The organism is Anaerosinus sp. (genome assembly GCF_965318445.1).
The window spans coordinates 59,523-84,614 of the sequence record NZ_CBDNNH010000003.1; the positions used below are offsets into that span (position 1 = coordinate 59,523).

General features: G+C 37.5%; 20 protein-coding genes and 1 riboswitch. All 20 genes read left to right on the top strand.

Features of this window, described 5'->3' with window-relative positions; translation table 11 throughout:
* Positions 1–177 precede the first annotated feature (177 nt).
* Positions 178–504 (top strand): hypothetical protein, encoded by a 327-nt coding sequence (locus ACWZFG_RS02380; RefSeq protein WP_418627442.1) that lies wholly within the window; start codon positions 178–180, stop codon positions 502–504.
* A 157-nt stretch (positions 505–661) separates the two neighbouring features.
* The gene (locus ACWZFG_RS02385; RefSeq protein WP_455576985.1) at positions 662–1,774 is read left to right on the top strand and encodes an adenosylcobinamide amidohydrolase; all 1,113 of its coding nucleotides are present in this window, start codon (positions 662–664) and stop codon (positions 1,772–1,774) included.
* Positions 1,774–5,499, top strand: a complete 3,726-nt coding sequence (gene cobN / locus ACWZFG_RS02390) for a cobaltochelatase subunit CobN (RefSeq protein WP_455576986.1) — start codon at positions 1,774–1,776, stop codon at positions 5,497–5,499. The genes ACWZFG_RS02385 and cobN overlap by 1 nt, the downstream gene beginning before the upstream one ends.
* Positions 5,500–5,514: 15 nt before the next feature.
* The gene (locus ACWZFG_RS02395) at positions 5,515–6,804 is read left to right on the top strand and encodes a nitrogenase component 1 (RefSeq protein ID WP_455576987.1); all 1,290 of its coding nucleotides are present in this window, start codon (positions 5,515–5,517) and stop codon (positions 6,802–6,804) included.
* Positions 6,794–8,095, top strand: coding sequence for a nitrogenase component 1 (locus ACWZFG_RS02400; protein ID WP_455576988.1), 1,302 nt, complete (start codon positions 6,794–6,796; stop codon positions 8,093–8,095). Before ACWZFG_RS02395 ends, ACWZFG_RS02400 begins: the two co-directional genes overlap by 11 nt.
* Before the next feature lie 73 nt (positions 8,096–8,168).
* Positions 8,169–8,345, top strand: a riboswitch (cobalamin riboswitch).
* Positions 8,346–8,517: 172 nt separating this feature from the next.
* Positions 8,518–10,410 (top strand): TonB-dependent receptor plug domain-containing protein, encoded by a 1,893-nt coding sequence (locus ACWZFG_RS02405; RefSeq protein ID WP_455576989.1) that lies wholly within the window; start codon positions 8,518–8,520, stop codon positions 10,408–10,410.
* Positions 10,411–10,470: 60 nt separating this feature from the next.
* Complete coding sequence (locus tag ACWZFG_RS02410) at positions 10,471–11,442, top strand: ABC transporter substrate-binding protein (RefSeq protein ID WP_455576990.1); 972 nt, start codon at positions 10,471–10,473, stop codon at positions 11,440–11,442.
* Positions 11,443–11,446: 4 nt separating this feature from the next.
* Positions 11,447–12,472 carry an ATP-binding protein gene (locus ACWZFG_RS02415; protein ID WP_455576991.1) on the top strand — a complete coding sequence of 342 codons (1,026 nt, stop codon included), beginning with the start codon at positions 11,447–11,449 and terminating at the stop codon, positions 12,470–12,472.
* Positions 12,473–12,496: 24 nt separating this feature from the next.
* Positions 12,497–14,404 carry a VWA domain-containing protein gene (locus tag ACWZFG_RS02420; RefSeq protein ID WP_177504932.1) on the top strand — a complete coding sequence of 636 codons (1,908 nt, stop codon included), beginning with the start codon at positions 12,497–12,499 and terminating at the stop codon, positions 14,402–14,404.
* Positions 14,405–14,430: 26 nt separating this feature from the next.
* A complete protein-coding gene (gene nifH, locus ACWZFG_RS02425; protein ID WP_455576992.1) occupies positions 14,431–15,246 on the top strand; it encodes a nitrogenase iron protein in 816 nt (271 codons plus the stop codon).
* Between the two features lie 137 nt (positions 15,247–15,383).
* Positions 15,384–15,983, top strand: coding sequence for a hypothetical protein (locus ACWZFG_RS02430; RefSeq protein WP_455576993.1), 600 nt, complete (start codon positions 15,384–15,386; stop codon positions 15,981–15,983).
* A gap of 206 nt (positions 15,984–16,189) precedes the next feature.
* Entirely contained in the window at positions 16,190–16,402 is a 213-nt protein-coding gene (locus tag ACWZFG_RS02435; RefSeq protein ID WP_147669884.1) for a cold-shock protein, read from the top strand.
* A gap of 250 nt (positions 16,403–16,652) precedes the next feature.
* On the top strand, positions 16,653–18,149 hold the full coding sequence (locus ACWZFG_RS02440) for an ATP-binding protein (RefSeq protein ID WP_418627435.1): 1,497 nt from the start codon (positions 16,653–16,655) through the stop codon (positions 18,147–18,149).
* A gap of 116 nt (positions 18,150–18,265) precedes the next feature.
* Positions 18,266–18,535: a sporulation protein YqfC gene (gene yqfC / locus ACWZFG_RS02445; RefSeq protein WP_177504934.1), complete on the top strand. Its 270-nt coding sequence runs from the start codon at positions 18,266–18,268 to the stop codon at positions 18,533–18,535.
* Positions 18,536–18,539: 4 nt separating this feature from the next.
* On the top strand, positions 18,540–19,703 hold the full coding sequence (yqfD, locus tag ACWZFG_RS02450) for a sporulation protein YqfD (protein ID WP_455576994.1): 1,164 nt from the start codon (positions 18,540–18,542) through the stop codon (positions 19,701–19,703).
* A 15-nt stretch (positions 19,704–19,718) separates the two neighbouring features.
* Complete coding sequence (locus tag ACWZFG_RS02455) at positions 19,719–20,681, top strand: PhoH family protein (RefSeq protein WP_455576995.1); 963 nt, start codon at positions 19,719–19,721, stop codon at positions 20,679–20,681.
* 27 nt (positions 20,682–20,708) lie between these two features.
* Positions 20,709–22,907, top strand: a complete 2,199-nt coding sequence (locus ACWZFG_RS02460) for an HD family phosphohydrolase (protein ID WP_418627527.1) — start codon at positions 20,709–20,711, stop codon at positions 22,905–22,907.
* Positions 22,825–23,292 carry an rRNA maturation RNase YbeY gene (ybeY, locus tag ACWZFG_RS02465; RefSeq protein WP_418627526.1) on the top strand — a complete coding sequence of 156 codons (468 nt, stop codon included), beginning with the start codon at positions 22,825–22,827 and terminating at the stop codon, positions 23,290–23,292. The genes ACWZFG_RS02460 and ybeY overlap by 83 nt, the downstream gene beginning before the upstream one ends.
* Before the next feature lie 73 nt (positions 23,293–23,365).
* Complete coding sequence (gene era / locus ACWZFG_RS02470; RefSeq protein WP_147669889.1) at positions 23,366–24,256, top strand: GTPase Era; 891 nt, start codon at positions 23,366–23,368, stop codon at positions 24,254–24,256.
* An 85-nt stretch (positions 24,257–24,341) separates the two neighbouring features.
* Positions 24,342–24,989, top strand: a complete 648-nt coding sequence (locus ACWZFG_RS02475) for a DUF502 domain-containing protein (RefSeq protein WP_455576996.1) — start codon at positions 24,342–24,344, stop codon at positions 24,987–24,989.
* The last annotated feature ends 103 nt before the right edge of the window (positions 24,990–25,092 follow it).

Genomic DNA, 25,092 nt, shown 5'->3' on the forward strand with positions numbered 1-25,092 from the left:
TTTATTCCGTTCAAATTTATTTAGTTTTATTATTATCAAAAGAAATTTTTATGTCAAGTGAGGCGCTTCGCTTATTTTAGACAAAATTTACGTAACCTTAAATTTAATGATTGACTGTATGACCACTATATAGCATATAATAAATCTCGAAATTTAGTTATTATGAGGTGACAGGATATGACAATGGAGAAAAAACATCCAGAGTATAAAATACCAGATAATCCACATGCAAAACATCGTTATGAAAGTGCAATGAAACATGTAGAACATGCAAAAAAAGCAGGAAAGTCCTCGGAAGAAATTCATGCAATTTTTCATAAAATTATGGAGTTTGATCCAATGGATATTGATTCAATTCCTACGGATGAGGCGCATAAAAATTATCGCTTGGCAGTAATTCACGCGAAAAAAGCGATGGAAAATGGAAAAAGTTCCGAAGAAGTACATCAAATTTTTCAAAATATCGTGACAGGGAATACAAAAGGGCATACGAAACATTCCTAAGTTGATTTTACTGGCAGTAAATTAAAAGGACAAAAATTCATAAAGTAAAGAATTTTTGTAAGTACATCTCCTTGCAATGAGGAAATATGATAAAACCGTCCCTTTGCGGACGGTTTTTCGTTTTTCTTTAAAGTTTTTATATGAGAGGAAAAGCAAAATGAAAATACATGAAGTTTCTACGGGTGATAAAGTCTATCGTTATGAAAGAAGTATTGTAATGTTTTTTGATGGAAAACGCAAAGTACTTAGTACTTCCGTTTATCATGGGGGATATCATGAAGATTTGACTGCTGTGTTTAATCATGATGGTAAACGTGGTGCAGGAATGGCATGTGAGATGCTGGCGGAAACTTATGAAGAGCATATGAAAATCATCGCCAAACGAATAGGATTAGATCCGGAAACTGTATCAGGTATGGGAACAGCCGCAGATATGGAAAATGTAGCAATTCACTCTTTATCTCATGAAGAGTTAACAGTAACGGCAATTGTTACGGGTGGAATAGAAGTAAATGGTGGTAGAGTCGGTGATCCTGCTACGTATTATAAACCACTCGAAAAACCAAACCGCTTGGGGACGATTAACATTATGCTGGTGCTTGATAGCGATATGCCGCCGGGAACTTTAGCACGTGCGTTAGTCACTTGTACGGAGGCAAAAACGGCGGCCATTCAAGAGCTCATGGCGGGAAGCAATTATTCAATGGGGTTGGCGACTGGTTCGGGAACAGATCAAACAATTGTCGTTGCAAATGCTGATTCGTCACTCTATTTAGAAAGTGCAGGCAAACATTCAAAAATGGGTGAGCTGATTGGGAAAGTTGTTATGGGCGCGGTAAAAGAGGCACTTGAGAGGCAAACTGGTCTAAATCCTAAATATCAGCATGATGTATTAAAGAGGATGAAGCGATTCGGAGTAACTTCAGATTTAGTATGGGAAATGTATTGCACTTTAGAAAAAAATCCGGTGATTAAACCCGCTTTTTTAGAAAGGCTAGACAAGGTAGTAAAAGAGAGTGTGATGGTGACATATCTATCCCTTTATATTCACTTACTAGACCAACTCTTATGGGGGTTGCTTACAAAAGAGGAGATACTACCTGCGGCAAATCAGCTTCTTCGTATTTTAGGCGAGAGTTATCAGACTGAAATTATTGAAATAGAAGAAAGTTCGGTGGAATGTTTTTCAAAAGGCGTGGTAAGAGTATTGGCAACGCTGTTACAAAATTATTTACATCGGAGAAATGAAGAAGGAGAAAGTGAAAACTGATGGACGTTCAGGGGAAAATATTATTTTTAACAAATATTGAACGACAGATTTATTTTTGGAATCAAGCGAGTGAATCAATAAACCAGAAGGGCATTAAAGCACGTTGCGAAAGTAAAACAATCGCTGAATCTACTCCATGGGGGAGAGAATGGCAAACGAAGTTAGAGGCGCAAGATATTATTTTAGTCCGTTGGATGGGAACGGGGCTAGATTGTCGCTTTTTACAAAACACTTCTGCCTTTCTGCAAGAAAGAAAAATCCGCCATCTTTTTTTAGTTGCGGATGCTGGAAATGACTTACTTAAATATGGGGTTTCTGATGAAGAGGAAAAGCGCATTTATCAGTACTTTAATTATGGTGGTGCTGATAATATTGCCAACTGTATGTTATGGCTGCTTGCACATTTTTGTCAACAAACCTGTGAATTTGAAGAGCCGTACCTTTTACCTTGGAACGGAATTTATCATCCGGATAGTGAAAAAACTTATCAGGATTTAGCTGAATATAAAAATAAATTTATTCGCCCCAATCGTCCAACAATTGGTGTGATTTTCTATCGTGATGAATGGATTTTGCAGGACTTGTCGTATCAAAATGCGATCATTCGCGAAATAGAGCGGCGCGGGATGAATGCAATTGTTGTGTTTACCAACGGTCAAGCGAATCCATTAATTGGAGCTCCAGGATTAAAAGATGCGTTTGATAAATATTTTCATGATGATGAAAATGTAGTGATTGATGTTTTAATTAATACGATTAAATTTTCTTTAACAGCAACGCGGGCTTTAGATTTATCTGAGATTCAAGCGTTAAATGTACCTGTTTTGCAAGCGTATACTTTGTTTAATCCACTGGTGGAATGGGAAAAAAGTACAGAAGGCATGACGCCGATGGAGATTTCTGTTAGCGTGAGTTTGCCTGAATTTGATGGCATTTTACATTCCGCACCAATTGCGACAAAAGAGGATACCGGGCGGGGAATTGCCAGTTATCAAGCGCTTGAAGAGCGCATTGATTTAGTCGTACGCAAGGCACAAAAATGGGCAAATCTTCGTTACAAACCGAATCAAGAAAAAAAAGTAGGAATTGTATTTCATAATTATCCTGCACTGAATTCTAATATTGGCAGTGCCGCAGGATTGGACTCTCCGGAAAGTGTTAGGCTTTTACTTGCCGAAATGCAAGAGGCAGGATACAACGTGGATTCTATTCCTGAAAACAGCAAAAGCTTCATGGAGGAACTATTGGCAAACGCGACCAATGATCGTCGCTATATTACGGAAAAACAGATTGAACGCGCCGAGCACTTATCTGCTCAGCAGTATTTAGACTTTTTTAAGCCTTTGGATGAAAAGACGAAAGCACAGCTGCAAAATGATTGGGGAGAAGCACCGGGAGAAGTATTTAACTATGATGGAGAGCTGTTGATTCCCGGGACGTTAAAAGGAAATGTGTTCATCACGGTACAACCGCCGCGTGGTTTTGGTGAAGATCCGGGAAAACTTCTTCACTCGCCAGACTGTGCGCCAACGCACCACTACATTGGATTTTATCATTGGCTGCGGGACATTTGGGAAGCGGATGTTTTAATTCATGTCGGGACGCATGGATCTTTGGAATGGTTACCGGGTAAAGGTGCCGGCATGTCGAGAAAGTGTTATCCGGATATTTCAATCGGTGATATGCCAAACATTTATCCGTACTGGATTACGATTGTCGGTGAAGGAATACAAGCGAAAAGGCGCAGTGCCGCCTGTTTGATCAGTTATTTGACGCCACCGATGAGTCAGTCTGGCACATATGATGAGCTGGAGGAATTAGAAAAAGTCTTAGATGAATATTGTCATTTTAAAACGACGCAACCGGATTCAATGGAAACAATACAAGCACTCGTCAGAGAAAAAGTAAAAGCCGCCAATTTAGAGGAAGATATTAAAGAGGCAGAAGCGGAAACGTTTGATGATTATATCGGAAAAATTCATGCGTATGTAACAGATATAAAAAATATGCAGATTCGTACGGGCCTTCATATTTTAGGTCGCCCGCCGCAAGGCGATGACATGATTGAATACATCTTAGCGTTGACTCGTCTAGAAAATGGAGATAAACCTTCGCTTAGACAAACGTTGGCACATGCATATGGTTTTGATTATTATGAGCTTTTAGAAAACAGTGCAACGATGATGGCGGGCAATACGAAGACTTATGGCGCATTTATTGATGAATTAAACGAAAAGAGTAAAGAAATCGTTCTTTTATTGGCAAATAAAGATTTTAGCTCAATGGCTGTAGAGCAATTAAAAGAAATCGCATGGTTAGGTGAATTAAATGAAGAAGCCTATGCAAAAGTAAGTTGTGTTGCGGAATATATTTGTACGACCATTGTGCCGAATTTGCAAAAGACTACGCAGGAAATTTCAAACACGTTGGCTGCTTTGCAAGGGGAATATATTGAACCAAGTGCCGCTGGTGCGCCGACAAGCGGCGGCGCGGATTTACTGCCTACGGGACGTAATTTTTATGGCGTCGATCCACGGACTCTGCCAACGCCGGCTGCTTGGGAAATCGGCAAGAAAATGGGCGATGAAGTGATTGAGCGTTATATTCACGAAGAAGGCAGATACCCAGAATGTGTCGGCATTGTATTATGGGCAGGGGCAAATATGCGCAGCCATGGACAATGCATTGCTGAATTTTTGTATTTAATGGGGTTAAAACCAGTTTGGCAACGCGGCAGTATGCGCGTAATTGATGTGGATGTTGTCCCATTAGAAGAATTAAAACGTCCGCGCATTGACGTGACGGGACGAATCAGCGGACTGTTTCGCGATAGTATGCCGGATGCAATTTTGTGGCTTGATAAAGCGGTAGAGAAAATTGCCGAGCTTGATGAACCGATGGATATGAATTATATCAGAAAGCATGTTTTAGAAGACGCAGCGCAATTGGAAGCAGAAGGTGTTGACAAGGAGAGTGCTTGGCAGCAGGCATCTTATCGTATTTTCGGCGATCCGCCTGGTGCATATGGCGCAGGAATTGGCGATTTGCTCGAATCAAAAAATTGGGAAACGATTGAGGATTTGGCAAATGTATATGTTCGTTTTGGCGGACATGCATATGGCGCAAAGGGCAAGGGGGAATACCGTCCGGAATTGTTTAAAAAACGCATGGCAAGTTTGGATGTGACGATAAAAAATGAAGATAACCGTGAAAGTCATATGCTCAGTTCGGATGATTTTAATGCTTATCATGGCGGGATGATTGCGACGGTTCGCGCTTTAAGCGGAAAACAACCGCGTTCGTATTGCGGTGACAGCAGTGATCGCAGTAAAGTAGAAATGCGTAGTTTGCAAGAAGAAACAAAACGATTATTTAGAGGCGAAGCGATTAACCCTAAGTTCATCCAAGGCATGAAAAAACATGGCTATAAAGGTGCACAGGATTTAGCAAATTATGTTGCACACAGTTATCAATGGGATGCAACCAGTAATGTGATGGAAGACTGGATGTATGAGAAATATGCAGAGAAATATGCATTTGATAAAGAAATGCAGGAATGGATGAAAGAAGTAAATCCATGGGCATTGCAACGGTTGACTGAAGTATTGCTCGAAGCGGAGCAACGCGGATTGTGGAATGCGAAAGCGGAGACGAAGGAAGAATTGCAAAAGCTTTACTTATCGCTTGAAGGTGAACTGGAAGAGCGCAGTGAATCGAATGCTTAACGGGGAGGCGAAGGAATGATTCGGCAATCAGAACGAAAAAATCTCGTTTACTGTAATTTGGGAAATGCCTACTTATCTGTTTCTTGTAATCCTGGTGCAGTGGTAGTGTTTCATACACCAAAAGCTTGCTCTCATTTAGCTTTGCGTAATTATTGGAGTATAAAACGGCGCGGACTGCTGCGTGATCCTTTAGCGATGCTGCCAGAGAAAAACAATCTGTTTGTAACTGGCATATCGGATAAAGAAGCTATCTTTGGCGGAGAAAAGATTCTTCGCCAATGCTTGCTGGATATTTCACAAATGGAGAATGTGCAATATATCGTTGTTGTTCCCGGATGCACAGCCGGTGTAATTGGCGATGATGTCGAAGCGGTATGCAAGGACGTCGAGGAAAAGACAAAGTTACCGATTATCGTTGTGTCAGGTGCCGGCTTTATGAGTAAGCATTATACGGAACATAACATCAAGATGCTGGAAACTTTGCTGGAACGCTTTGCAACAATTAAGCCGAAAGAGCGAGAGAAAAAAGAAAAGCTTGCCGTTATCATTGGTGAAAATAGTGGAGCGGGCAATGAAAATAATGTTCGTGAAATAAAACGACTACTTCATTATTTTGGTTTTACGCGTATTTTATTTCCGCCCAATACGATGACAAAAGAGGAATTTGCGATGATTCCCGAAGCGAATTTAATTTTATCGGTAGGAATTGCACGTGAATATTATCCCAAGATGCAAGAATATGCAAGAGTGTTGGCTGAGCGTTATCAAACGAAGTGTTATACGGGGAACTATCCTAAAGGGATGGCAGAAACGAAAGTATGGTTTAAAAAAATCGGAGAAGTTTTAGCGTGCGAAGCAGAAGCTAAACAAGCCTGGGAAATAGAAAATACACGTCTGGAAAAGTTTTTACAAAAAAAACGCGAAGTTTTGTCGGGGAAAAGTTACATTTTTGTTATTGGGTATGCAAGCCGTTATTTTGATCCGAAGTTTCATTTAGAAACGTTATCAGCTGTGGGTGCAGAACTTAAAGCGGTAGTTTTACATAATGATTTAACGAGTAAAGAAAAAGCAGAGCAACGCAAGCGAATCATGGAGCTAACGGATATTCCCTGCTATACAGAAGAAGAGATAAAAACGCTGGCAGAGCAAGTGGACTTTGTTTTAACGACGACAGATTTAATTGATCTTCCCCATCAGTTGTCTATCTCAATTCAACAAGTTGGCATTTGGGGTCTGGAAAATCTGCTAAATAAAGTATCTATGGCAATTCATGGACGTGGCAGGAGGATTCTATATGAATACTAATCAGAAATTGCAGCGGTGGCTGCCGTGTAAAAGTCGTTGTGAAATGGCGGGCGCAGCCTCATTTTTTTTAAGTCTAAAAGATTGTGTGATTTTGATAAACGGGCCTCGTTGGTGTGCAACGATTGCCGAACGCGAGATGGCAAGAGTCGAGAAAAAATATGAGCGAAGAATCTTTTGTAGTGAAGTAAAGGAAATCGATTTGTTGTACGGCGCAGATGATGCGCTTTTGCTGGCGTTAGAAGAAGTAAAAAAAGAATGTAATCCTAAAATGATTGCAGTCATCAACAGTTGCTCAGTCAGCTTAATCGGTGATGACATTCAGGGGATTTGTCATAGAGCTAATTTAGCTTGTGAGATTATTGCGGTTGATGCAGGCGGACTTAAGGGAGAATTTTGGGAAGGGTATCAGGAAGCATTAGATAAAATTCTTGACTTAGTTACTGCAAAGGTAAAAGTTAAAAAAGAAGTTGTGCGGAAAAATCGCGTAAATCTTTTTGGCTGGTGCAATAACTATCCCAATTGGCAAGGGGATTTAGCTGAAATCAAGCGAATGCTTATATCCTCTGGGATTGAAGTTGGTGTTTGCCTTGGTGCAGATGAAACTTCTCTAGCTGAGATGATGCAATTGCCATTGGCTGCTTGCAATATTGTTTTAGCTCCGGAACTTGGAGTTGAAGCGGCAAAACGGTTAGCAGAAGAATGGGGGCAAGATTACCTTATTGCGCCTACACCTTATGGAATGCAATGTTCCATTGCCTGGTTAAATCGGATTGCAGAAAAATTACAGATCAATATCTGCACAGAAAAACTAGAAACAGAAATCGACATCAATCAAGAAAAGCTGGATCAAGCAATTTTTCAGCTCAAAGCGGATTGTAAAAACTTTGGCTTTGGCGACGTATATTTAACGCTTCCTTACGGAGTTGCTTATGGAATCGTAGCAGCACTAAAAACAGAGTTTCCTGAATTTAATGATATTTATCTCAAAATAGAAGGCCCGAATAAAGCAGAATATCCAATGATTCAAGGCGTACGCGCCTGGCAGGTGCAACCAAGTGCTGTATCTGTTGAAGAAGCAGGTATTTCGCTTGTCCTTGGAGATTGGCAAACGAGATTGGAAGTTGGGCAATACGATCGGATGATTTTTAAAAATTTTCTTATGCCAATGCAAGGTGTTCCTGTTGCAGAACGTCCCTATGCAGGTGTTTTGGGATGGAAGCACTTTATGGCGGAAGTGATAGAAGTGTTTCATATGATTGCTTACTTACATCCGGCAAAAGTTGGAAAATAAAAAACATTAAAAAATCTTGACTGTATGACCACTATATAGTGTATGGTGGAAAACGATGCAATCATTTCGACAAATTCATATTGAGAAGATAGGTGCCGAAAGGCTTAATAGGGAAATCGGTGAAAAACCGGTACGGTCCCGCCGCTGTAATGGGGAGTAACTCCACAAAGATGTCACTGGATATATTCTGGGAAGGCGTGGGGAAGCGATGATACAGAGTCAGAAGAACTGCCTAGATTCATTTTGCCATGAAATCCTACGAGTGATAGGAAGGTGAAAGATACTGTAACTATACAATGCTGTATGCATTTGTAGGTATAGATATGGAATTTAACGCCTTTTTGCTTTTGCGAAAAGGCTTTTTCACGTAATAGCATGGTTTTTCGTTGAAGTGAAATGAAATTGAGGAGAGGTCAAAATACGTGAAACGAAAATTTTCAAAATCAAAAAAACTGGCAGCGATACTTATGCCAACAATTGCTTTAGCGACAAGCTTTATTTATGCTAATACAGCCTTTGCTGAAGAAAATTCCCAAGAAGCGATAGCTTCATATTTCTTTGATGAAGTTGTTGTAACTGCAACAAGAACACCTGTGAATGAATTTAAGGTCAATGCGAATATCAATGTAATTACAAGTGAAGATATTGCTAAAAATCATTATACGGATTTGTCGGAAGCGTTGCGTTCCATTCCTGGCGTTACAATCGCCAATTATAGTTTAGCTGGCTATGATAATAGCAATGGGTTAAAAATTAATGGCGCAGATGAAATTGTTGTATTAATTGATGGGGTTAAAATGAATGCAGCGGGCAATAAATTTTCGGCTACGATGTTTAAAAACTTAGATAATGTAGAGCGTATTGAAGTTTTGAAAGGCTCTGCATCAACATTATACGGCTCTGATGCAAAAGGTGGTGTTATCAATATCATCACGAAGAAGATCAACCACAATCAATCGAAAATAAAAATCACTGGCGGCAGTTATGCTACGGAAAACTATTTATTTAGCACAGAGGGGCACGATGAAGATTGGTCATGGAGAATTTCGCGCCAGAAAGATCTGCTTGGCGATTTTAAAGATGGTAGAGGTGTGACGACGCCAGCGCATTTAAATGGAGATACAACGAGTATAAAAATAACAAAAGAGATTGGTGAAAAATCTGATTTGACGTTTACTTATGATGGATATAAAGCGGATGAAGGTTATACAGCGTTGTGGGAAGATGCGTTTAAAAAAGGAAGTATTGATAATTATAATTGGAAATTGATTTATAATACTCAGATTGATGATAAATCGACGAATCAGTTCTCTTATATGAACAGTGTTTTTGATACAGATTACAATAAATATTTCACCAATATAAAAACTTATCGAATTTCTGATCAATATACAAGGCAGTGGGATGAAAATAATACGTTGATTGCAGGCTTTGAGTTTACGCAGGATAAAGTCGTTACTTTTAATAATGTGAAACTTACCAATCGTGCTTTGTATCTACAAGACGAGTGGGGGATAGATGACCGTTGGACGCTGACGAGCGGAATTCGCTATGATAATAACTCCGGTTTTGGCAGTCATACTTCCCCGAGTGTAAACCTTGGTTATATGGCAAGTGATGCAACGAATTTATATGTTGGGTATAGCGAATATTTTATTCCGCCTTCTCCGACCAATTTGTATAGTGCAAAATATGGAAACCCGAACATAAAGCCAGAATCCGGGAATACGCTTGAGTTTGGGATTAATCATCGGATTGATGATACGTTTGTGGCTTCTGCACATATCTTTAAACGTGATTCAGAAGATAGAATTGGCTATATCAGCAAGATCGGTAAATATGCAAATGTGGGTGACGAAAAAGCAGATGGCTGGGACATTCAATTGAAAAAGCAATTTTCTGACGCATTTAGTGGATTTGTTGGTTATACCCATACCAATGTAGACCCGACAGACCAAAGGGCAGAAAATATTGACGGGTATATTCCGAAGGGAGCTTGGAACGTTGGTCTCGATTATAAAGCTGGTAAGTTAGATCTTTCCGTATTAGGGCGCGGGGCAATTGATAGACCAGGGCCGCAAACAGCTGATGCGGTAGATCACTTCTTCCCGGCAAATACCTATTGGGTTTGGGATATTGGAATCAATTATCAAGCAACCGATGATATTAAAGCCTTTATTAAAGTGAATAATGTCTTTGATAAGTTTTATGCTGAGCATTCAAATGCGCGTTATAACTGGAGTACAACTCCGGATGAGCAATGGTGGAGTGCACCGGGCAGAAATGTACTTGTAGGGATGGAATACACTTTTTAAATCATTGATGAACCGAAAGCATTCGGTTCATCCTTCTTGCTAAGGGTGGAATAAAAATAGATGAAAAGATTTAATCGTTGCATAGTGCTTATTTTACTTGTTTTTGCATGTATATTAGGAGGCTGTGGATCGACGCGGGATGATGTGAATACGACGATTCTTAATACAGGTTATGATGTTGTAGATTCTACAGGAACAAAGCTTCATTTTACAAAGAAGCCGGAACGAATTGTCTCATTGACTATCAGTACTGATGAAATCCTATTGGAGTTGGTATCTGAGGATAGAATCGCAGCTTTAACTTATTTAGTTGATGATCCTGGGATATCAAATGCAGTTGAAAAAAGTAAAACGGTCTTAGCTCGTTTGGACGGAAATAGTGCGGAAGCAATTCTGGCACTAAAACCTGACTTAGTTATTGTTGCAGATTTTTTTAAAGTAGAAATGATTGAGACTTTACGTGAGCTAGGAATTCCGGTTTATGTATATAAAACGCAAAAAAATATTCAAGATGTAAAAAATTCCATTGTGGAACTGGCAAATGTTGTAGGAGAACCACAAAATGCTTTACCGCTACTCACGATGATGGATGCAAAATTAGCACAAATCGAAATGACGGTGAATGAAATTCTGGAAAGTGAACGAAAAAGAGTGATTTATATACAGACCAATGGAGCAACCTTTCGTCCTGAAAGCACATTTCATGATATTTGCAAGTTTGCAGGGGTAAAAGAGGCGGCATTGGAGCTGAATTATCAAAAGAATATTACGTTATCCAAAGAAGAAATTGTTCGATTAAATCCAGATGCCTTTGTTTTATCGGCATGGGATTATGATGGGAAACATGAGACGCAGGAGCGTTGTAAAGAAATTCAAGAAGATCCTGCGTATCAATCGATTAAAGCAATAAAAAATCATGCAATTGTCGCCTTGCCCGGAGCGCATATGCAATCATTATCACATTATATCGTTTATGCGATTGAAGACATGGCAAAGGCGATGTATCCAGAAAAGTTTAAATTGAAGGAGTAAAAACATGAAAAGAAAAGTAGTATATCCGTTTACAGCTATCGTTGGACAGGAGGAAATGAAATTATCTTTAATTTTAAATGTCATTAATCCATCGTTAGGCGGTGTTTTAATTAAAGGGGAAAAAGGAACGGCAAAATCAACTGCGGTTAGAGCTTTGGCAGAACTTTTACCGGCGATGGAAGTTGTTGATGGCTGTCAATTCCACTGTGATCCAAGTGAAGTGAATTTGCTTTGTGAAGCTTGCCAGAAGAAACAGCAAGAACATAAATTAGTAAGTCATCATGCGGTAAAAATGCGTGTGGTGGAATTGCCGGTAAGTGCGACGGAAGATCGCGTGGTTGGTACACTTGACATTGAACATGCGATTAAACATGGGGAAAAGAAATTTGAAGCAGGGATTCTTGCCCAAGCGAATCGCAATATTCTTTATGTTGATGAAATTAATCTACTTGATGATCATGTCGTTGATGTTCTTTTAGATGCGGCAGCAATGGGAATTAATACGGTTGAACGTGAAGGGGTGTCCTACTCTCATCCGGCGAGATTTGTCCTTGTCGGGACAATGAATCCGGAAGAAGGCGATATTCGTCCGCAATTGCTAGATCGATTTGGACTATCTGTAGTTGTTACTGGTGAACATGAACCGGGAAAAAGGGTGGAAGTCATCAAAAGACGTCTTGCTTATGAAGCTGACCCGGAAACTTTTATTGCAGATTGTCAAGAGGAGCAAGAAGCTTTAGCAACAAAAATTATTCAAGCAAGAAAAATTTTGACAAACGTAACGATTTCTGATGAACTTTTAGTTGCAGTTGCTAAAATGGCGATAGAATTAGGCGTCGATGGCCATCGCAGTGATATTACAACGATTAAAACAGCGATGACTTTGGCTGCTTTTGATGGTAGAGAAGAAGTCTTACTTGAAGATATAAAAAATGCGGCAAAATTGGTATTGCCGCATAGAATGCGCCGTCGTCCATTTGAAGAAGGTGCCTTGGATTGGGATAAAGTTGAAGCTTTACTTGCAGAGTAAATGGTTTTGTGGGAGGAAAGAAAGATGATGATACCATCTGCATATCCGTTTGCGGCAATTGTTGGGCAAGAGCAGGTTAAAAAAGGACTCATGATTGCTCTGGTTAATCCAAAAGCGGGTGGAATATTAATTGGCGGACCAAAGGGCACGGCAAAATCGACACTTGTACGTTCGATACGTGAAGTCAGTGGTGATAAGCGATGTGTAGATTTACCGCTCAATGCTACGGAAGATATGTTGTTTGGTAATATTGATCTGGAATATGCCATACAAGAGGGGAAAAGAAAATTTTTACCGGGAATTCTGGCGAAAGCAAATAACAATATTCTTTATATTGATGAAGTAAATTTACTGCGCAGTGAATTGTTAACGGCGATTTTAGATACCAATATTGCAGGGATAAATCGAATTGAACGCGAAGGAATTTCGTTTTCGCATGAAGCAAATTATATCGTAATTGGAACAATGAATCCGGAAGAAGGCACGTTGTCTGCGCAAATTTTAGATCGCTTTGGCATGTATGCGGAAACGACAAATGCAATAGAGGTTGAAGAACGGGTTCAGATTGTAAAATTGCTTTTAGATTTTGAGAAAAACCGTCAAATGTTTAAAGCTCGTTATGCGACAGAGATAGAAACCTTAGCAGAGAAAATAAAAAAAGCAAAAGCAATTGTTTCGCAAATTGAAGTATCAGAAGCGATGATGCAGTTAGCAGCGCAAATGTGTGCAAAATCATTTTGCGCAGGTCATCGAGCGGAAATCTATTTATTAGAAGCAGCAAAAGCGATTGCGGCACTTGAAGAACGGTTGTATATCTTGCCTAAGGATATGGATGAAGCAGCGATGTTTGTTTTGGTACATCGAATGCGTCAGCTTCCTCAGCAGCAACCCCAGGAGCAGGAAGAGCAAGAACAAAACGAACAAGAAGAGAATAATGATACGGAAAATAATGATGAGCAGGAAGAATCTGAATTACCACCACCGTCGGCAGACGAGGATGGGCAAGAGGACGATGATGAAAGTGAATCTGAGCAAGAAGATGATAAAACAGAGGAAACACCAGACAATTCGGAAAATCAGCTAGCGCCAGAAGAGCAAACAGCTGAAATTGATAAAACTTTTCAATTACCAAAGATGATGCTAGATATGGGCAAAGATCGTACGATTCGCCGTGGCAGTGGCAAGCGCAGCACTACGCGAACTGATTTAAAACAAGGGCGATACGTTAGGGCGTCAATGCCAAAAGGCAAGATTGAGGACTTGGCGTTTGATGCAACGATTCGCGCCGCCGCACCATTTCAACGGATGCGCAGTAAGAATGGCTGCGCATTAAATATTCAGCAGGAAGACCTTAGACAAAAAGTTCGTGAAAAACGCATTGGCAATACTTTTCTATTTCTTGTTGATGCCAGCGGCTCAATGGGGGCGAGAACGCGGATGAAAGCCGTAAAAGGTGCAATTTTTTATATGCTGCAAGAAGCGTATCAAAAACGTGATAAAGTGGGCATGATTGCATTTCGTCGTGATAAAGCGGAGGTGCTTTTGCCGATTACACGCAGTGTTGATTTAGCGCAAAAGTGTCTACAACAAATGCCGACAGGTGGAAAAACACCTTTGGCAGAAGGGCTTGATACGGCCTTGATGACACTGACTGCAATGAATAAAAAAGATAAGGAACAAGAGCCGGTGCTCGTATTGCTTACTGATGGCAGAGCAAATGCAGGTGAAGATGCAGTAAAAGAAGCGATGCGTACGGCTGAGCGATTGCGTGAATCCAATGTAACATCGGTAGTGATAGATACAGAAACTGATTTTATAAAATTAGGTATCGCTAAAAATCTTGCTCGTGAAATGGGCGCAACATATTTTAGTTTAAAACAATTATCACAGGAAAATATTGTACATATCGTTCGCAATATTACAGCGGGATAGACTTTGATTATATTGGGGAGAAGAAAATGAAGAAAATTGCATTTTACGGAAAAGGTGGAATCGGGAAATCTACGACAGCATCGAATGTTTCAGCAGCTTTTAGTGAAATGGGAAAAAAAGTATGCCAGATTGGCTGCGATCCGAAAAATGACTCCACGCGTCTTTTATTAGGACATATTTGTAAGCAAACTGTTTTGGATGCGGTAAGAGATAGTGAAACGGGAGAAGTCGCGGCAGAAGATATCATCCACACAGGATTTCATGGAATTAAGTGCATTGAGGCAGGCGGTCCTAAGCCTGGAGTTGGCTGCGCAGGAAGAGGGATTATCGTTGCACTTGATTTGCTTAGGTCGTTATCGACACTTGAGGAAGAGGATATCATTTTATACGATGTTTTGGGTGATGTTGTTTGTGGCGGTTTCGCAGTACCGATTCGTGAAGGCTATGCAACGGATATTTACATTGTATCCTCGGGGGAATTGATGTCTCTTTATGCAGCAAATAATATCGCTAAAGGAATTCAAAAATTTGCTGCGCGTGGGAAGGTCAGATTGGGCGGAATTATCGGAAATAGTCGCAATGTAATGCAGGAAAAAGAATTATTAGAAGAGTTCGCACAAAGATTGAATACGCGGTTAATTCAATTTATTCCGCGTGATAGATCTGTAAATCAAGCTGAGGTAAATCGTCAGACGGTGATTGAGTGGGCACCAGATTCTGCACAAGCAGATGTCTATCGCAATCTCGCAAAAAAAATTACCGATAATAACGAATTAAATGTTCCTACACCATTAACTTTTGCAGAGCTAGAGAATTTGGTTATGAAGTATGGAAACGAATAAAAATAGAGTTTAGATTAAAGGGAATTACACGAATAAAAATGTAATTCCCTTTTTGTATGTAGAAAAATATGAAGTTAAAAAACATTTTATTTACGGTAGAGGTTTTTTTATTGTTATCGCGAATTTTGGTTAGTAAAGTGGAGAAAGCAGGAGATTTTATGTTAAAAAAGATATTGTTTTTTATTATAGCCATATTTATGATGCAATCAAATTTTATTAACCATGATGTTTATGCAAATGGTTTTTATTCTTATCATCATTATTTTGATAATGGGAACAATACGTTTATCAAATGTGTGGACTCAGAATATAACCGTAATGTTCGCATGGAAAATTTAATAAAAAAGGAATTGGATATACCACCTTCTATAATGAGAAAAACAGATTTTTACTATAACTATATCGATTTAAATAATGATGGCGATAATGAAATTTTTGTTTTAGTAGTTGGTCCTTATACTAGTGGCTCAGGAGGAAGTACAGCCTTTATTTTAGAGGAAAAAAGACACAGATTATCAATCAAACAAAAATTTACTTTGGTTAATGTTCCAATCGTTATTAGTGAAAGCATGACAAATGGTTATAGGGATATTATCGTTAGAAATTTCGGTGGCGGCGTAAAAGGGCGTTACATAGTACTTGCTTATCAAGACGGCGCTTATACTGATGTGAATTCGGGATATGAAATCACTGACTTAAAAGATGTAAGTGGTGTAGCAATTTTGTGTGATAAATAAAAATTACAATACTATGGTATAAAGTTGGGGCAATAAATTATTAAGAGCTTGACATCCATGGATTCGTGTGGTAATATATAAAAATATTCAGATGTAGCAATTTAACTCACATATATTTGTCAGTTGTTGATCATTCAATCGCTGGCGAGTATATGTGTTTTTTTATATACGGAATGAATAATTGAAAAAATTAGGAGGTTCTTTTTATGAATAAAGGTACAGTAAGATGGTTTTGCCCAGAGCAAGGGTTTGGTGTTATTGTAAATGATACCGATAATAAAAATATATTTGTACATTTTTCAGCAATCATAACAGAAGGCTTTAAATCTTTAGCCGAAGGTCAAAAAGTTTTTTATGATATTGCAAGTGATGCAAAAAATAGTAGTAAAATTATTGCTGTTAATGTTCTAAGTGCATAGAACATTATGTTATTGATGTGTGAACGCAACAAAGAAAAACCACGATTAAGTAGATTTTTGTACGGAAAAAACATTCAAAATAACGGTTAAAAAACCTCCAGACACAGTTCAGCTGTGATTGGAGGTTTTTTAAAATCCACGATTTCTATATTTTTCAATATAGAAATCGTGGATTTTATTTTTTATTTTGCGCAAAATATGAAATATTCGATAGAATTTTGTAGAAATTTTTACGAAAGGGTGGTGCATAATGCAAGATTATAAAGGTAGGTTGACTTTGGCAAAGGGAACTTATGTAGAATTTGTTGTTGCACCGGATGAGGATGTTGACTTTGGTGATATTTTAGCGGTTGAAGGTAAGAATGACGATATTTTCTATATTAGAGTGTATGACTTTAAGGTAAAGTCGCGCTGGTCAGATTTAAAAGGTGTTGGTTACTTGATGAGCAAGCTTGATGGTGAAGGCAAGGCAGAAAATCAAGAAGAATTAGATTTTTATCTTGGCGGAAATCATACCGTTAAAGTTGGTATGGCAGAGCAACTGTGTTACGCTAATGCAAATGGTGACTTGTTTAATCCAAAGACTTGCCCCGATTTTTTCTGTGAAGTTCGTGCCTTAAGAAAAGAAGATGCAATATTGCTTGCGGAATTAAAAGGTGATTTAGAGATTGGATTATTAAAAAGTGGCAGAGCTATTATGGATTTACCTGTTGGTATTTATGGAAATAAAACGATTGGAGAACATATTGGCGTATTTGGAACAACGGGATCTGGAAAAAGTAATTTAGTGAAGGTTTTAGCTGGTTCGATCGCAACAAATGGGAACTACGGTGTATTGATTTTTGATGTGCATAATGAATATCATAATGCCTTGATTCAGCATCCAAGGGCAAAGGAAAAAGTTTTTATTTATCATACAGCTGAGAGCAATGGGTATGCAAAGCAATTAAAACTTGATTATTCACAGCTTAGTATTGAAGCTATCGTATCCTGTGCGAATTTTACTGAACCACAACTGGATGCTCTTTTTAAATTAAGTACAGTATGGCAAGACAAATGGTTAGAATATATTTTGAATTATGAAGTGGAAGATATTATTGAAGCGCTAAAAGAGGAAACTGGACAGAAATTTCAGTCGAGAACAATTAGTAAAATTAAAAGTATTTGTTGGAATTTAAAACAAGAATTAAATATTAATGGTTATGAAGAAGATGTTTTAAAGGAAATTATCAATAAATTAGAAACAGGAAATATCGTTTTAGTTGAAATGAAGGAAATATCGAATTTAGGAGAATATGCATTATCAACATTATTATCGCAAGCTTTATTGCATTACTATACATGTAAAACAGAAGTTGAGCGAGAAAAAACAAAAACTGTATTGATTGTATTAGAAGAAGCGCATAGATTTTTAGGGAAAAAATCACATGCAAATAATAATATTTTTGCACAGCTTGTGAGTGAAGCGCGAAAATTTAATTTAGGAATGTGCGTGATTGATCAGCAGCCTAGATTGTTAGCAGATCAAGTTTTATCACAATTAAATACTTTATTTATTTTGGGTCTTGCATCAAAAGCAGATAGAAGCAAATTAGAGTCCATGAGTCGAAAGGATATTCTAAAGCAACGCAACGAAATTAAAAATCTTGATTGCGGAGAAATGATTGCTGCTACAAACTATATGAGGTTTGCGGCACCAGTAAAGGTTTATAAATATGAAGATTATCTAGAACACTTAAGTCATTGATATGTATGGTGTACAGTGAAGATTTTTACTGTGCACCATATTTTGTTCATTAAGTATGTTGGTATGTTTTTTATTTTGAAGGCATAGGATTATCTGTAAAGGCAGGTGTATGTGTTATGCGGCGAAATAATTTACGAAAGCTGGTTAAAGCATTTGAGATACCTGAAGATGTTATGGGCGATTTATCTCGTTTAACGATGCTGGGAAATAAACAATTACTTATTGAAAATCATCGAGGGATTATTGAATATACGCCTACATATATAAGACTTAATTTAGTTGATGGAATTTTAGTGATAAAAGGCACGCATCTTGTCCTAGGAAATTTGCAATTAGAACAGATTTTAGTAGAAGGCAAGGTTGGTGAAATTCATTATGATACATAGGCTGATGAATTATCGGAAAGGGTCTGTGTGTATAAAGGTGAAAAATGGATATGTAGAAAAATTCATAAATTTTTGTATGAACGATAATGTTTATTTATGGGGTGTTCGTCATACGGAAGATGGATTAGTTGCATGGCTTTGTGTAGAAGATTTTTTTAAATTAAGACCAATTGTAAAAAAGAGCGGTGTTAAGATTGTGGTATTAAAGCATTTTGGACTGCCTTTTTTAATTAAACGCTGGAAAAAGCGTAAAGTGATGATGATTGGCGCATGCCTTTTTTTTGTTTGTCTATATATTTTGTCAAATTATATTTGGTTTATTGAAGTTACAGGAACAAAAGCTGTAAGTGATGAACAAATTTTAGAGATTGCAAAAGAGTATGGATTGAAACGTGGTGCCCATAGTGATGACTTTTCAAGTAAGTCAATTGAAAGAGAATTATTAATTCGGTTTCCTGAGCTGGCGTGGGTAGGTATAAATACAAAGGGAACAAAAGTTGATATTGAGGTCGTTGAGAAAGTAATGCCGATTGTAGAAGAGATGAATTCATATGATTTAATTGCTAGTAAAGATGGAGTCATCACAGAATGCATAGTTTTTCAAGGGGTTCCTATGGTCAAAGTTGGTGATATAGTAAAAGAAGGGGATTTATTAATAAAAGGTGCTGAATCGTATAATAATATACATACAGACAACGATACTATGAAAGCAAAAGGTATCGTAAAAGCAAAACTATCTTATCATGGGCATGGAAAAGCGGATTTTAGTAAAGTTTTATATGAAAAGAGCGGGGAAAAGGATTTTTCATTTGCAGTGAAATGGGGAGATTTTTTTTATTCTCTTAAAGTATTTAATGAAAACTCTTTTGGAGCTTTTGAAAAAGAAGAAATTGTTAAAAAAATTCCATGGTGGAGGAATAGTGGCTTTGCTGTCGAATTTATTATAGATATTTATGATGAGTTAATTGCTTATCGGCAAAACTTATCAATAGATCAAGCCAAACAACAAGCGATAAAAGAAGCTTTAAATATGAGCAAAAATTCAATTCCCGAGGATGCTTTGTTAATTGATAATGAAGTGAAAGTAACGGATATAGAAGATGGGATTGAAGTAGAGATTACGTTTATTACAGAAGAAGAGATTAGTAAGCATAGTAATCATAGTTGATAGGAGGCTGCTTTTTTGCAGGGGATTTTAGAAAAAAAAATTACATTTCAAGAAAAAAAGATGGCATTGGCACTGTTAGGCCGAAATGATGAATATATAGATTTATTTTGCAAAAAATTTTCTTGTCAGATAACGAGTCGTGGTGATGAAATCGTGATTCGCGGTGAGGAAGATGAAGTAAGTAAAGTTGAAAAAATATTTCAAGAGCTAATGTTTTTGATTAGCCAGGGGCATGCGCTTACAATGCATGAGGTAAGATATAGTATTGATTTAGTACTACAAGGAAAAGAAGATAGTCTGCATAATTTATTCAATGAAAGTATTCTAATCACGGCAAAAGGACGGCAGGTCAGGCCTAAAACATTAGGACAAAAAGTATACTTAAGTGCAATTAAACAAAATGAGATTACTTTTGGAATTGGACCTGCGGGAACAGGCAAGACATATTTAGCAGTTGCAATGGCAGTTTCTGCGCTTAAGAATAAAACAGTTGAGAAAATTATATTAACGCGTCCAGCGGTAGAAGCTGGAGAAAAGCTAGGCTTTTTACCAGGCGATTTGCAAGAGAAAGTAGATCCGTATTTAAGGCCTATCTATGATGCATTAAATGATATTTTAGGTAATGAGACTTTTCAAAAATTTCTGGCAAAAGGCATAATTGAAGTTGCTCCTTTGGCTTATATGCGAGGCAGAACATTAGAAAATGCATTTATTATTTTAGATGAAGCGCAAAATACGACGCCTGCGCAAATGAAAATGTTTTTAACTCGTCTGGGATTTGGTTCGAAAATTGTTGTCACTGGTGATTTATCACAGGTAGATTTACCTCAGAACATCACATCTGGTCTTGCTGAGGCGCAAGAGGTTTTAAAGGATGTAAAGGGAATCAGAAGTGTTGTGTTAGATGATAGTGATGTTATTCGGCATGAGGTTGTTGCAAGGATTATAAGAGCATATGATCAATATGCAAGAAGATAGGAAACGCAGCAATAAGGCGGTGGAGATGTGAATATAAAAGAACCTTTCAAATGGATTCTATATAAATTAGGGGATTTACATTCTTATCCAATGCTTAAACGTATTTGGCTAGCAGGTGCTTTTTTATTCTTAGTATTAGTTATTGTTGTTGCAGATGTTATCCCGGAAAGAATCGCTGTTGAAGAAGGAGCGGTAAGCGATCGAGATATTATTGCACCGCGTACGGTATCCTATGTAAACGAAGAAAAGACCAAGAAGCTCGAATCAGAAGTTCTAGAAGGTGTTGCTGATGTCTATGATATGGATGTTGCTGTACTTCTAAAATCAGAAGATCAAGTAAATGGAATTTTCAATGCTTTGCAAAATGTTGTAAATACAAAAGATTTTTCTACGATGCTTCCGGATGAACAAGCAGTTTTAAAGCATAAAGCTTTATCGGATGCTATTAGTATAGGAGTTAGCAAGAATACTGTAAATTTTTTAATTTATGCAGACATGAATAGCGTGGAAAATGTAAGAGTGAGTACGATTACCTTTTTACGCAAATATCTACAACGAGGGATTCATGCAGATGAAATTAGTTTAGTAAAGAAACATTTAGCAATTGATTTAGAATCTGCTCCTTTGAATCAAGAGGAGAAAGAGGCTGCTGAAGATTTACTAAAAAATACATTAAAGCCCAATATGATTTTAAATGAAAAAGAAACTGAGAATAGAAAGCAAGCTGCGATTGCAAATGTTGAGCCCGTGCGCGAAACTATTCGCAAGGGACAAGTTCTTGCAAGACATGGGGACGTAATTACAAATCAACAAATCGTCATGATGGAGAAAGTTGGCTTATATCGTGGGCAAGTTAGCGTTAGTCGATTTGTAGGATTGCTGATTTTTATTTTAATTGTTGTGGCAATTATGGCTGCTTATTTATATAAGTTAGAGAAAAATGTATATAGAGATGATAAAAAAATAATTTTACTTGCGCTTATTATATTAATTGCATTATCTTTAGGTAAACTTGCTTATTATTCTTATTATCTAGCTGGACCAGTGGCTGCTGGAGCTTTATTGGCAGCTATCTTGGTTAATCCTAGAGTTGGGCTGATTGTAAGTGTAGTTTTAGCGATGCTTTATGGTATAATTGTCGAATATGATTTGCGCGCTGTAGCTTTTACTTTAGTTGGAAGTATGGCAGGAGTATATAGTGTAACGAAAATGGCACATGGATATAGCCTAACAAAAACAGGACTTTTGATTGGTGCTGCGAATTTTATTATTATCTATTCAATGGGAATGTTAATGCAAATTGATGATTATCAATTATTAACTCAAGGTATTACTGGTGCGATTGGCGGGCTTGCTGCAGCGATTATTACAACTGGGTTATTGCCTTATCTAGAGCATGCTTTTAGTATAACAACGCCGATTAAACTTTTAGAACTTGGGCAATCTAATCAACCGTTGATGCAAAGGCTGCTATTGGAAGCTCCAGGTACATATCATCACAGTGTTTTGATCGGAAATTTAGCAGAGGCTGCGGCTGATAAAATTGGTGCAGATCCTGTGGTTGTACGAGTTGGAGCATATTATCATGATATAGGGAAAATAAAAAGACCTTATTTTTTTGTGGAAAATCAATTTGGTGTGGATAATCCGCATAGCAAATTATCGCCTACTTTAAGTACGTTGATTATTACTTCGCATGTTAAAGATGGACTAGATTTATGTCATGAATATAAGCTACCCAAAGTAATTTCTGATATAGTAGCACAGCATCATGGAACATTGCTAGCATCATTTTTTTATAAAAAAGCATCTGAGACGGAGCATGGCGAGTGTGTGTTGGAAAAGGATTTCCGTTATGAAGGGCCAAAGCCGCAGACGAAGGAAGCCGCCCTTATTATGATTGCTGATGCTTGTGAGGCAGCTGTTCGATCTATTGGTAAACCGAATGTAAGTAGAGTAGAAGCAATGGTACGAAAAGTAATCCGCGAGCGTTTAAATGATGGACAATTTGATGAGTGTGATTTGACATTAAAGAATTTAACGATAATTGGTGATGTATATATTAGAATTTTATCAGGTATGTTTCATTCTAGAATAGAGTATCCGGATAGTGTTAAGGAGATAGAAAGGAAAAAAGATAAAGATGGAAATAGTATTAGAGAACTTTCCGCAGGAAGTTCAAGTGACGGTAGCGATGGAGGAAATCGTGAAGAAAGTCTTAAATAAAGTTGCAGAATTATACGGACTTGAAGAAGATGCGGAAGTTGGAGTTACTTTAACGGACAATGAGTATATCAAAGAATTAAATACAAAATATAGAAATAAAGAATGTTCGACAGATGTATTATCTTTTGCATTAAATGAGGGAGAAGAGCCTGAGATTGTCGATGGTCCTTCAGTTAATTTAATTGGTGACATTATTATTTCAGTTGAAACAGCACAAATGCAAGCTGAGGAATATGGACATAGTTTAGAGCGGGAATTAGCTTTTCTTACAGTGCATGGTATGATGCATTTGCTAGGGTATGACCATATTGAAGAAGAAGATAGAATTGAAATGAGAAAAGAAGAAGAGTATGTGTTGGGAGAATTAGGAATACCACGTAAATAATTTAATAAATTAAGAATTGATTTAAAAATATTCGAAATGTTTTTTTTATCAAGAAGTTCAAGGAGAGAGAGTTATGGAAAAAGGTTACAAATCAGGATTTGTTGCAGTAATAGGAAGACCGAATGTAGGAAAATCTACATTGATTAATAGTTTGATTGGGCAGAAAATTGCAATTATGTCAGATAAGCCACAAACGACGAGAAATAAAATTCTTTGTGTACTTTCACAGCCAGATGCGCAAATTATTTTTATAGATACACCTGGGATTCATAAACCTAAACATAAACTAGGGGAATATATGGTGAGTGCGGCGGAAAATACATTAAAAGAAGTAGACGTTATTTTATTTGTTGTGGATGCAAGTGAAGATTTAGGTGCAGGTGAAATGTATATTTTGGAAAGATTAAGAAATACCAAAAAGCCTGTTGTGCTTGTTGTGAACAAAATAGATAAAATAGATAAACAACAAATTTTGCCAACGATTTCTCGATATGCAGATCGGTATAATTTTATTGGTGTTGTACCAATTTCGGCTAAGCAAAATACAAATTTAGACTATTTAGTGGATGAAATAAAAAAACATTTAGAAGAAGGCCCGCAATACTATCCAAATGATATGGTTACGGATCAGCCAGAACGTTTAATAGCAGCAGAACTTATTCGCGAGAAAGTATTACATTTGACTCGTGAAGAAATTCCACATGCAATAGCTGTAGATTTAGAGGAAATGTCACGACGTGAAAACGATGATGTTTATATTCGGGCGACGATTTATGTTGAACGTGATTCTCAAAAGGGAATTGTTATTGGAGCACGTGGTGCATTACTAAAAGAAATTGGGGCTCTTGCCAGAACTGATATTGAGCATCTGTTAGGGTCGAAAGTATATCTTGATTTATGGGTGAAAGTGAAAAAAGATTGGCGTAATCGTGATGGGATATTACGTGGTTTAGGATATGAATAAAGGGCGGCGATATTGCCACCCTTTTCTTTTTGCTATCTGAATTTCCTTATGGTAGAATGATCGTATAGGAGGACGAGAAGAATAAATGAAATTTTTATCGCGATATTTTATTAATGGATTATTAGTAATCGTACCAATTGCAATTACAATTTTAGTTATTGTTGAAGTTTTTCAATTTACAGAAGGTGTCTTGGGAAAATATATCCCAATTGATGTGCCTGGCATTGGCTTTGTTACAGTTATAGGTCTTATTTTATGTATTGGATGGTTGTCTTCATGCTGGATTATGAAGCAATTTATTCATTTTGGTGAATTTATTGTTGGTAAGATTCCGTTTGTGAAATTTATTTATAATAGTGTTAAGCATCTATCCAGTGCTGTTTTTGAATCAAAGAATTTATTTAAACAGGCAGTGCTTGTTCCGTATCCGCATCAAGGAGTAAAAGCTGTTGGTTTTATTATGGCAGATTTATCTGAAGCAATTACAGAGAAACTTGATGATGAATATGTATGCGTATTTATTCCTTGGAGCTTAAATGTAACATCAGGAAGCAATATTCTTATTCCTAAAAAGGATGTCATCTATCTTGATGTAAGTGTAGAAAGTGCATTACAATACACTTTAACAGCCGGTTCGGTAATGCCAATAAAAGAAATGGAAAATATTAGTGATGCAGGTAATTATAATCAATATATAAAAGATGCGATTAAAAATGCAAAGTACTTTTCATGAATATTCGTCTTTTATACTTATAGGAGATTTTTGTATGGAAATTGGGAAAATTTTTGCTAAAATCCTCTTTATATTTTTATCAAAATAGGCTATGCTATTAGTA

What these genes read in the sequence shown, in the direction of transcription:
- yqfD (WP_455576994.1), top strand. Translation starts at nt 18,540, where the DNA reads ATGAATTATCGGAAAGGGTCTGTGTGTATAAAGGTGAAAAATGGATAT.
- ACWZFG_RS02475 (WP_455576996.1), top strand. Translation starts at nt 24,342, where the DNA reads ATGAAATTTTTATCGCGATATTTTATTAATGGATTATTAGTAATCGTA.
- yqfC (WP_177504934.1), top strand. Translation starts at nt 18,266, where the DNA reads ATGCGGCGAAATAATTTACGAAAGCTGGTTAAAGCATTTGAGATACCT.
- ACWZFG_RS02400 (WP_455576988.1), top strand. Translation starts at nt 6,794, where the DNA reads ATGAATACTAATCAGAAATTGCAGCGGTGGCTGCCGTGTAAAAGTCGT.
- ACWZFG_RS02440 (WP_418627435.1), top strand. Translation starts at nt 16,653, where the DNA reads ATGCAAGATTATAAAGGTAGGTTGACTTTGGCAAAGGGAACTTATGTA.
- ACWZFG_RS02380 (WP_418627442.1), top strand. Translation starts at nt 178, where the DNA reads ATGACAATGGAGAAAAAACATCCAGAGTATAAAATACCAGATAATCCA.
- era (WP_147669889.1), top strand. Translation starts at nt 23,366, where the DNA reads ATGGAAAAAGGTTACAAATCAGGATTTGTTGCAGTAATAGGAAGACCG.
- ACWZFG_RS02385 (WP_455576985.1), top strand. Translation starts at nt 662, where the DNA reads ATGAAAATACATGAAGTTTCTACGGGTGATAAAGTCTATCGTTATGAA.
- ACWZFG_RS02435 (WP_147669884.1), top strand. Translation starts at nt 16,190, where the DNA reads ATGAATAAAGGTACAGTAAGATGGTTTTGCCCAGAGCAAGGGTTTGGT.
- ybeY (WP_418627526.1), top strand. Translation starts at nt 22,825, where the DNA reads ATGGAAATAGTATTAGAGAACTTTCCGCAGGAAGTTCAAGTGACGGTA.
- ACWZFG_RS02415 (WP_455576991.1), top strand. Translation starts at nt 11,447, where the DNA reads ATGAAAAGAAAAGTAGTATATCCGTTTACAGCTATCGTTGGACAGGAG.
- nifH (WP_455576992.1), top strand. Translation starts at nt 14,431, where the DNA reads ATGAAGAAAATTGCATTTTACGGAAAAGGTGGAATCGGGAAATCTACG.
- cobN (WP_455576986.1), top strand. Translation starts at nt 1,774, where the DNA reads ATGGACGTTCAGGGGAAAATATTATTTTTAACAAATATTGAACGACAG.
- ACWZFG_RS02395 (WP_455576987.1), top strand. Translation starts at nt 5,515, where the DNA reads ATGATTCGGCAATCAGAACGAAAAAATCTCGTTTACTGTAATTTGGGA.
- ACWZFG_RS02420 (WP_177504932.1), top strand. Translation starts at nt 12,497, where the DNA reads ATGATGATACCATCTGCATATCCGTTTGCGGCAATTGTTGGGCAAGAG.
- ACWZFG_RS02410 (WP_455576990.1), top strand. Translation starts at nt 10,471, where the DNA reads ATGAAAAGATTTAATCGTTGCATAGTGCTTATTTTACTTGTTTTTGCA.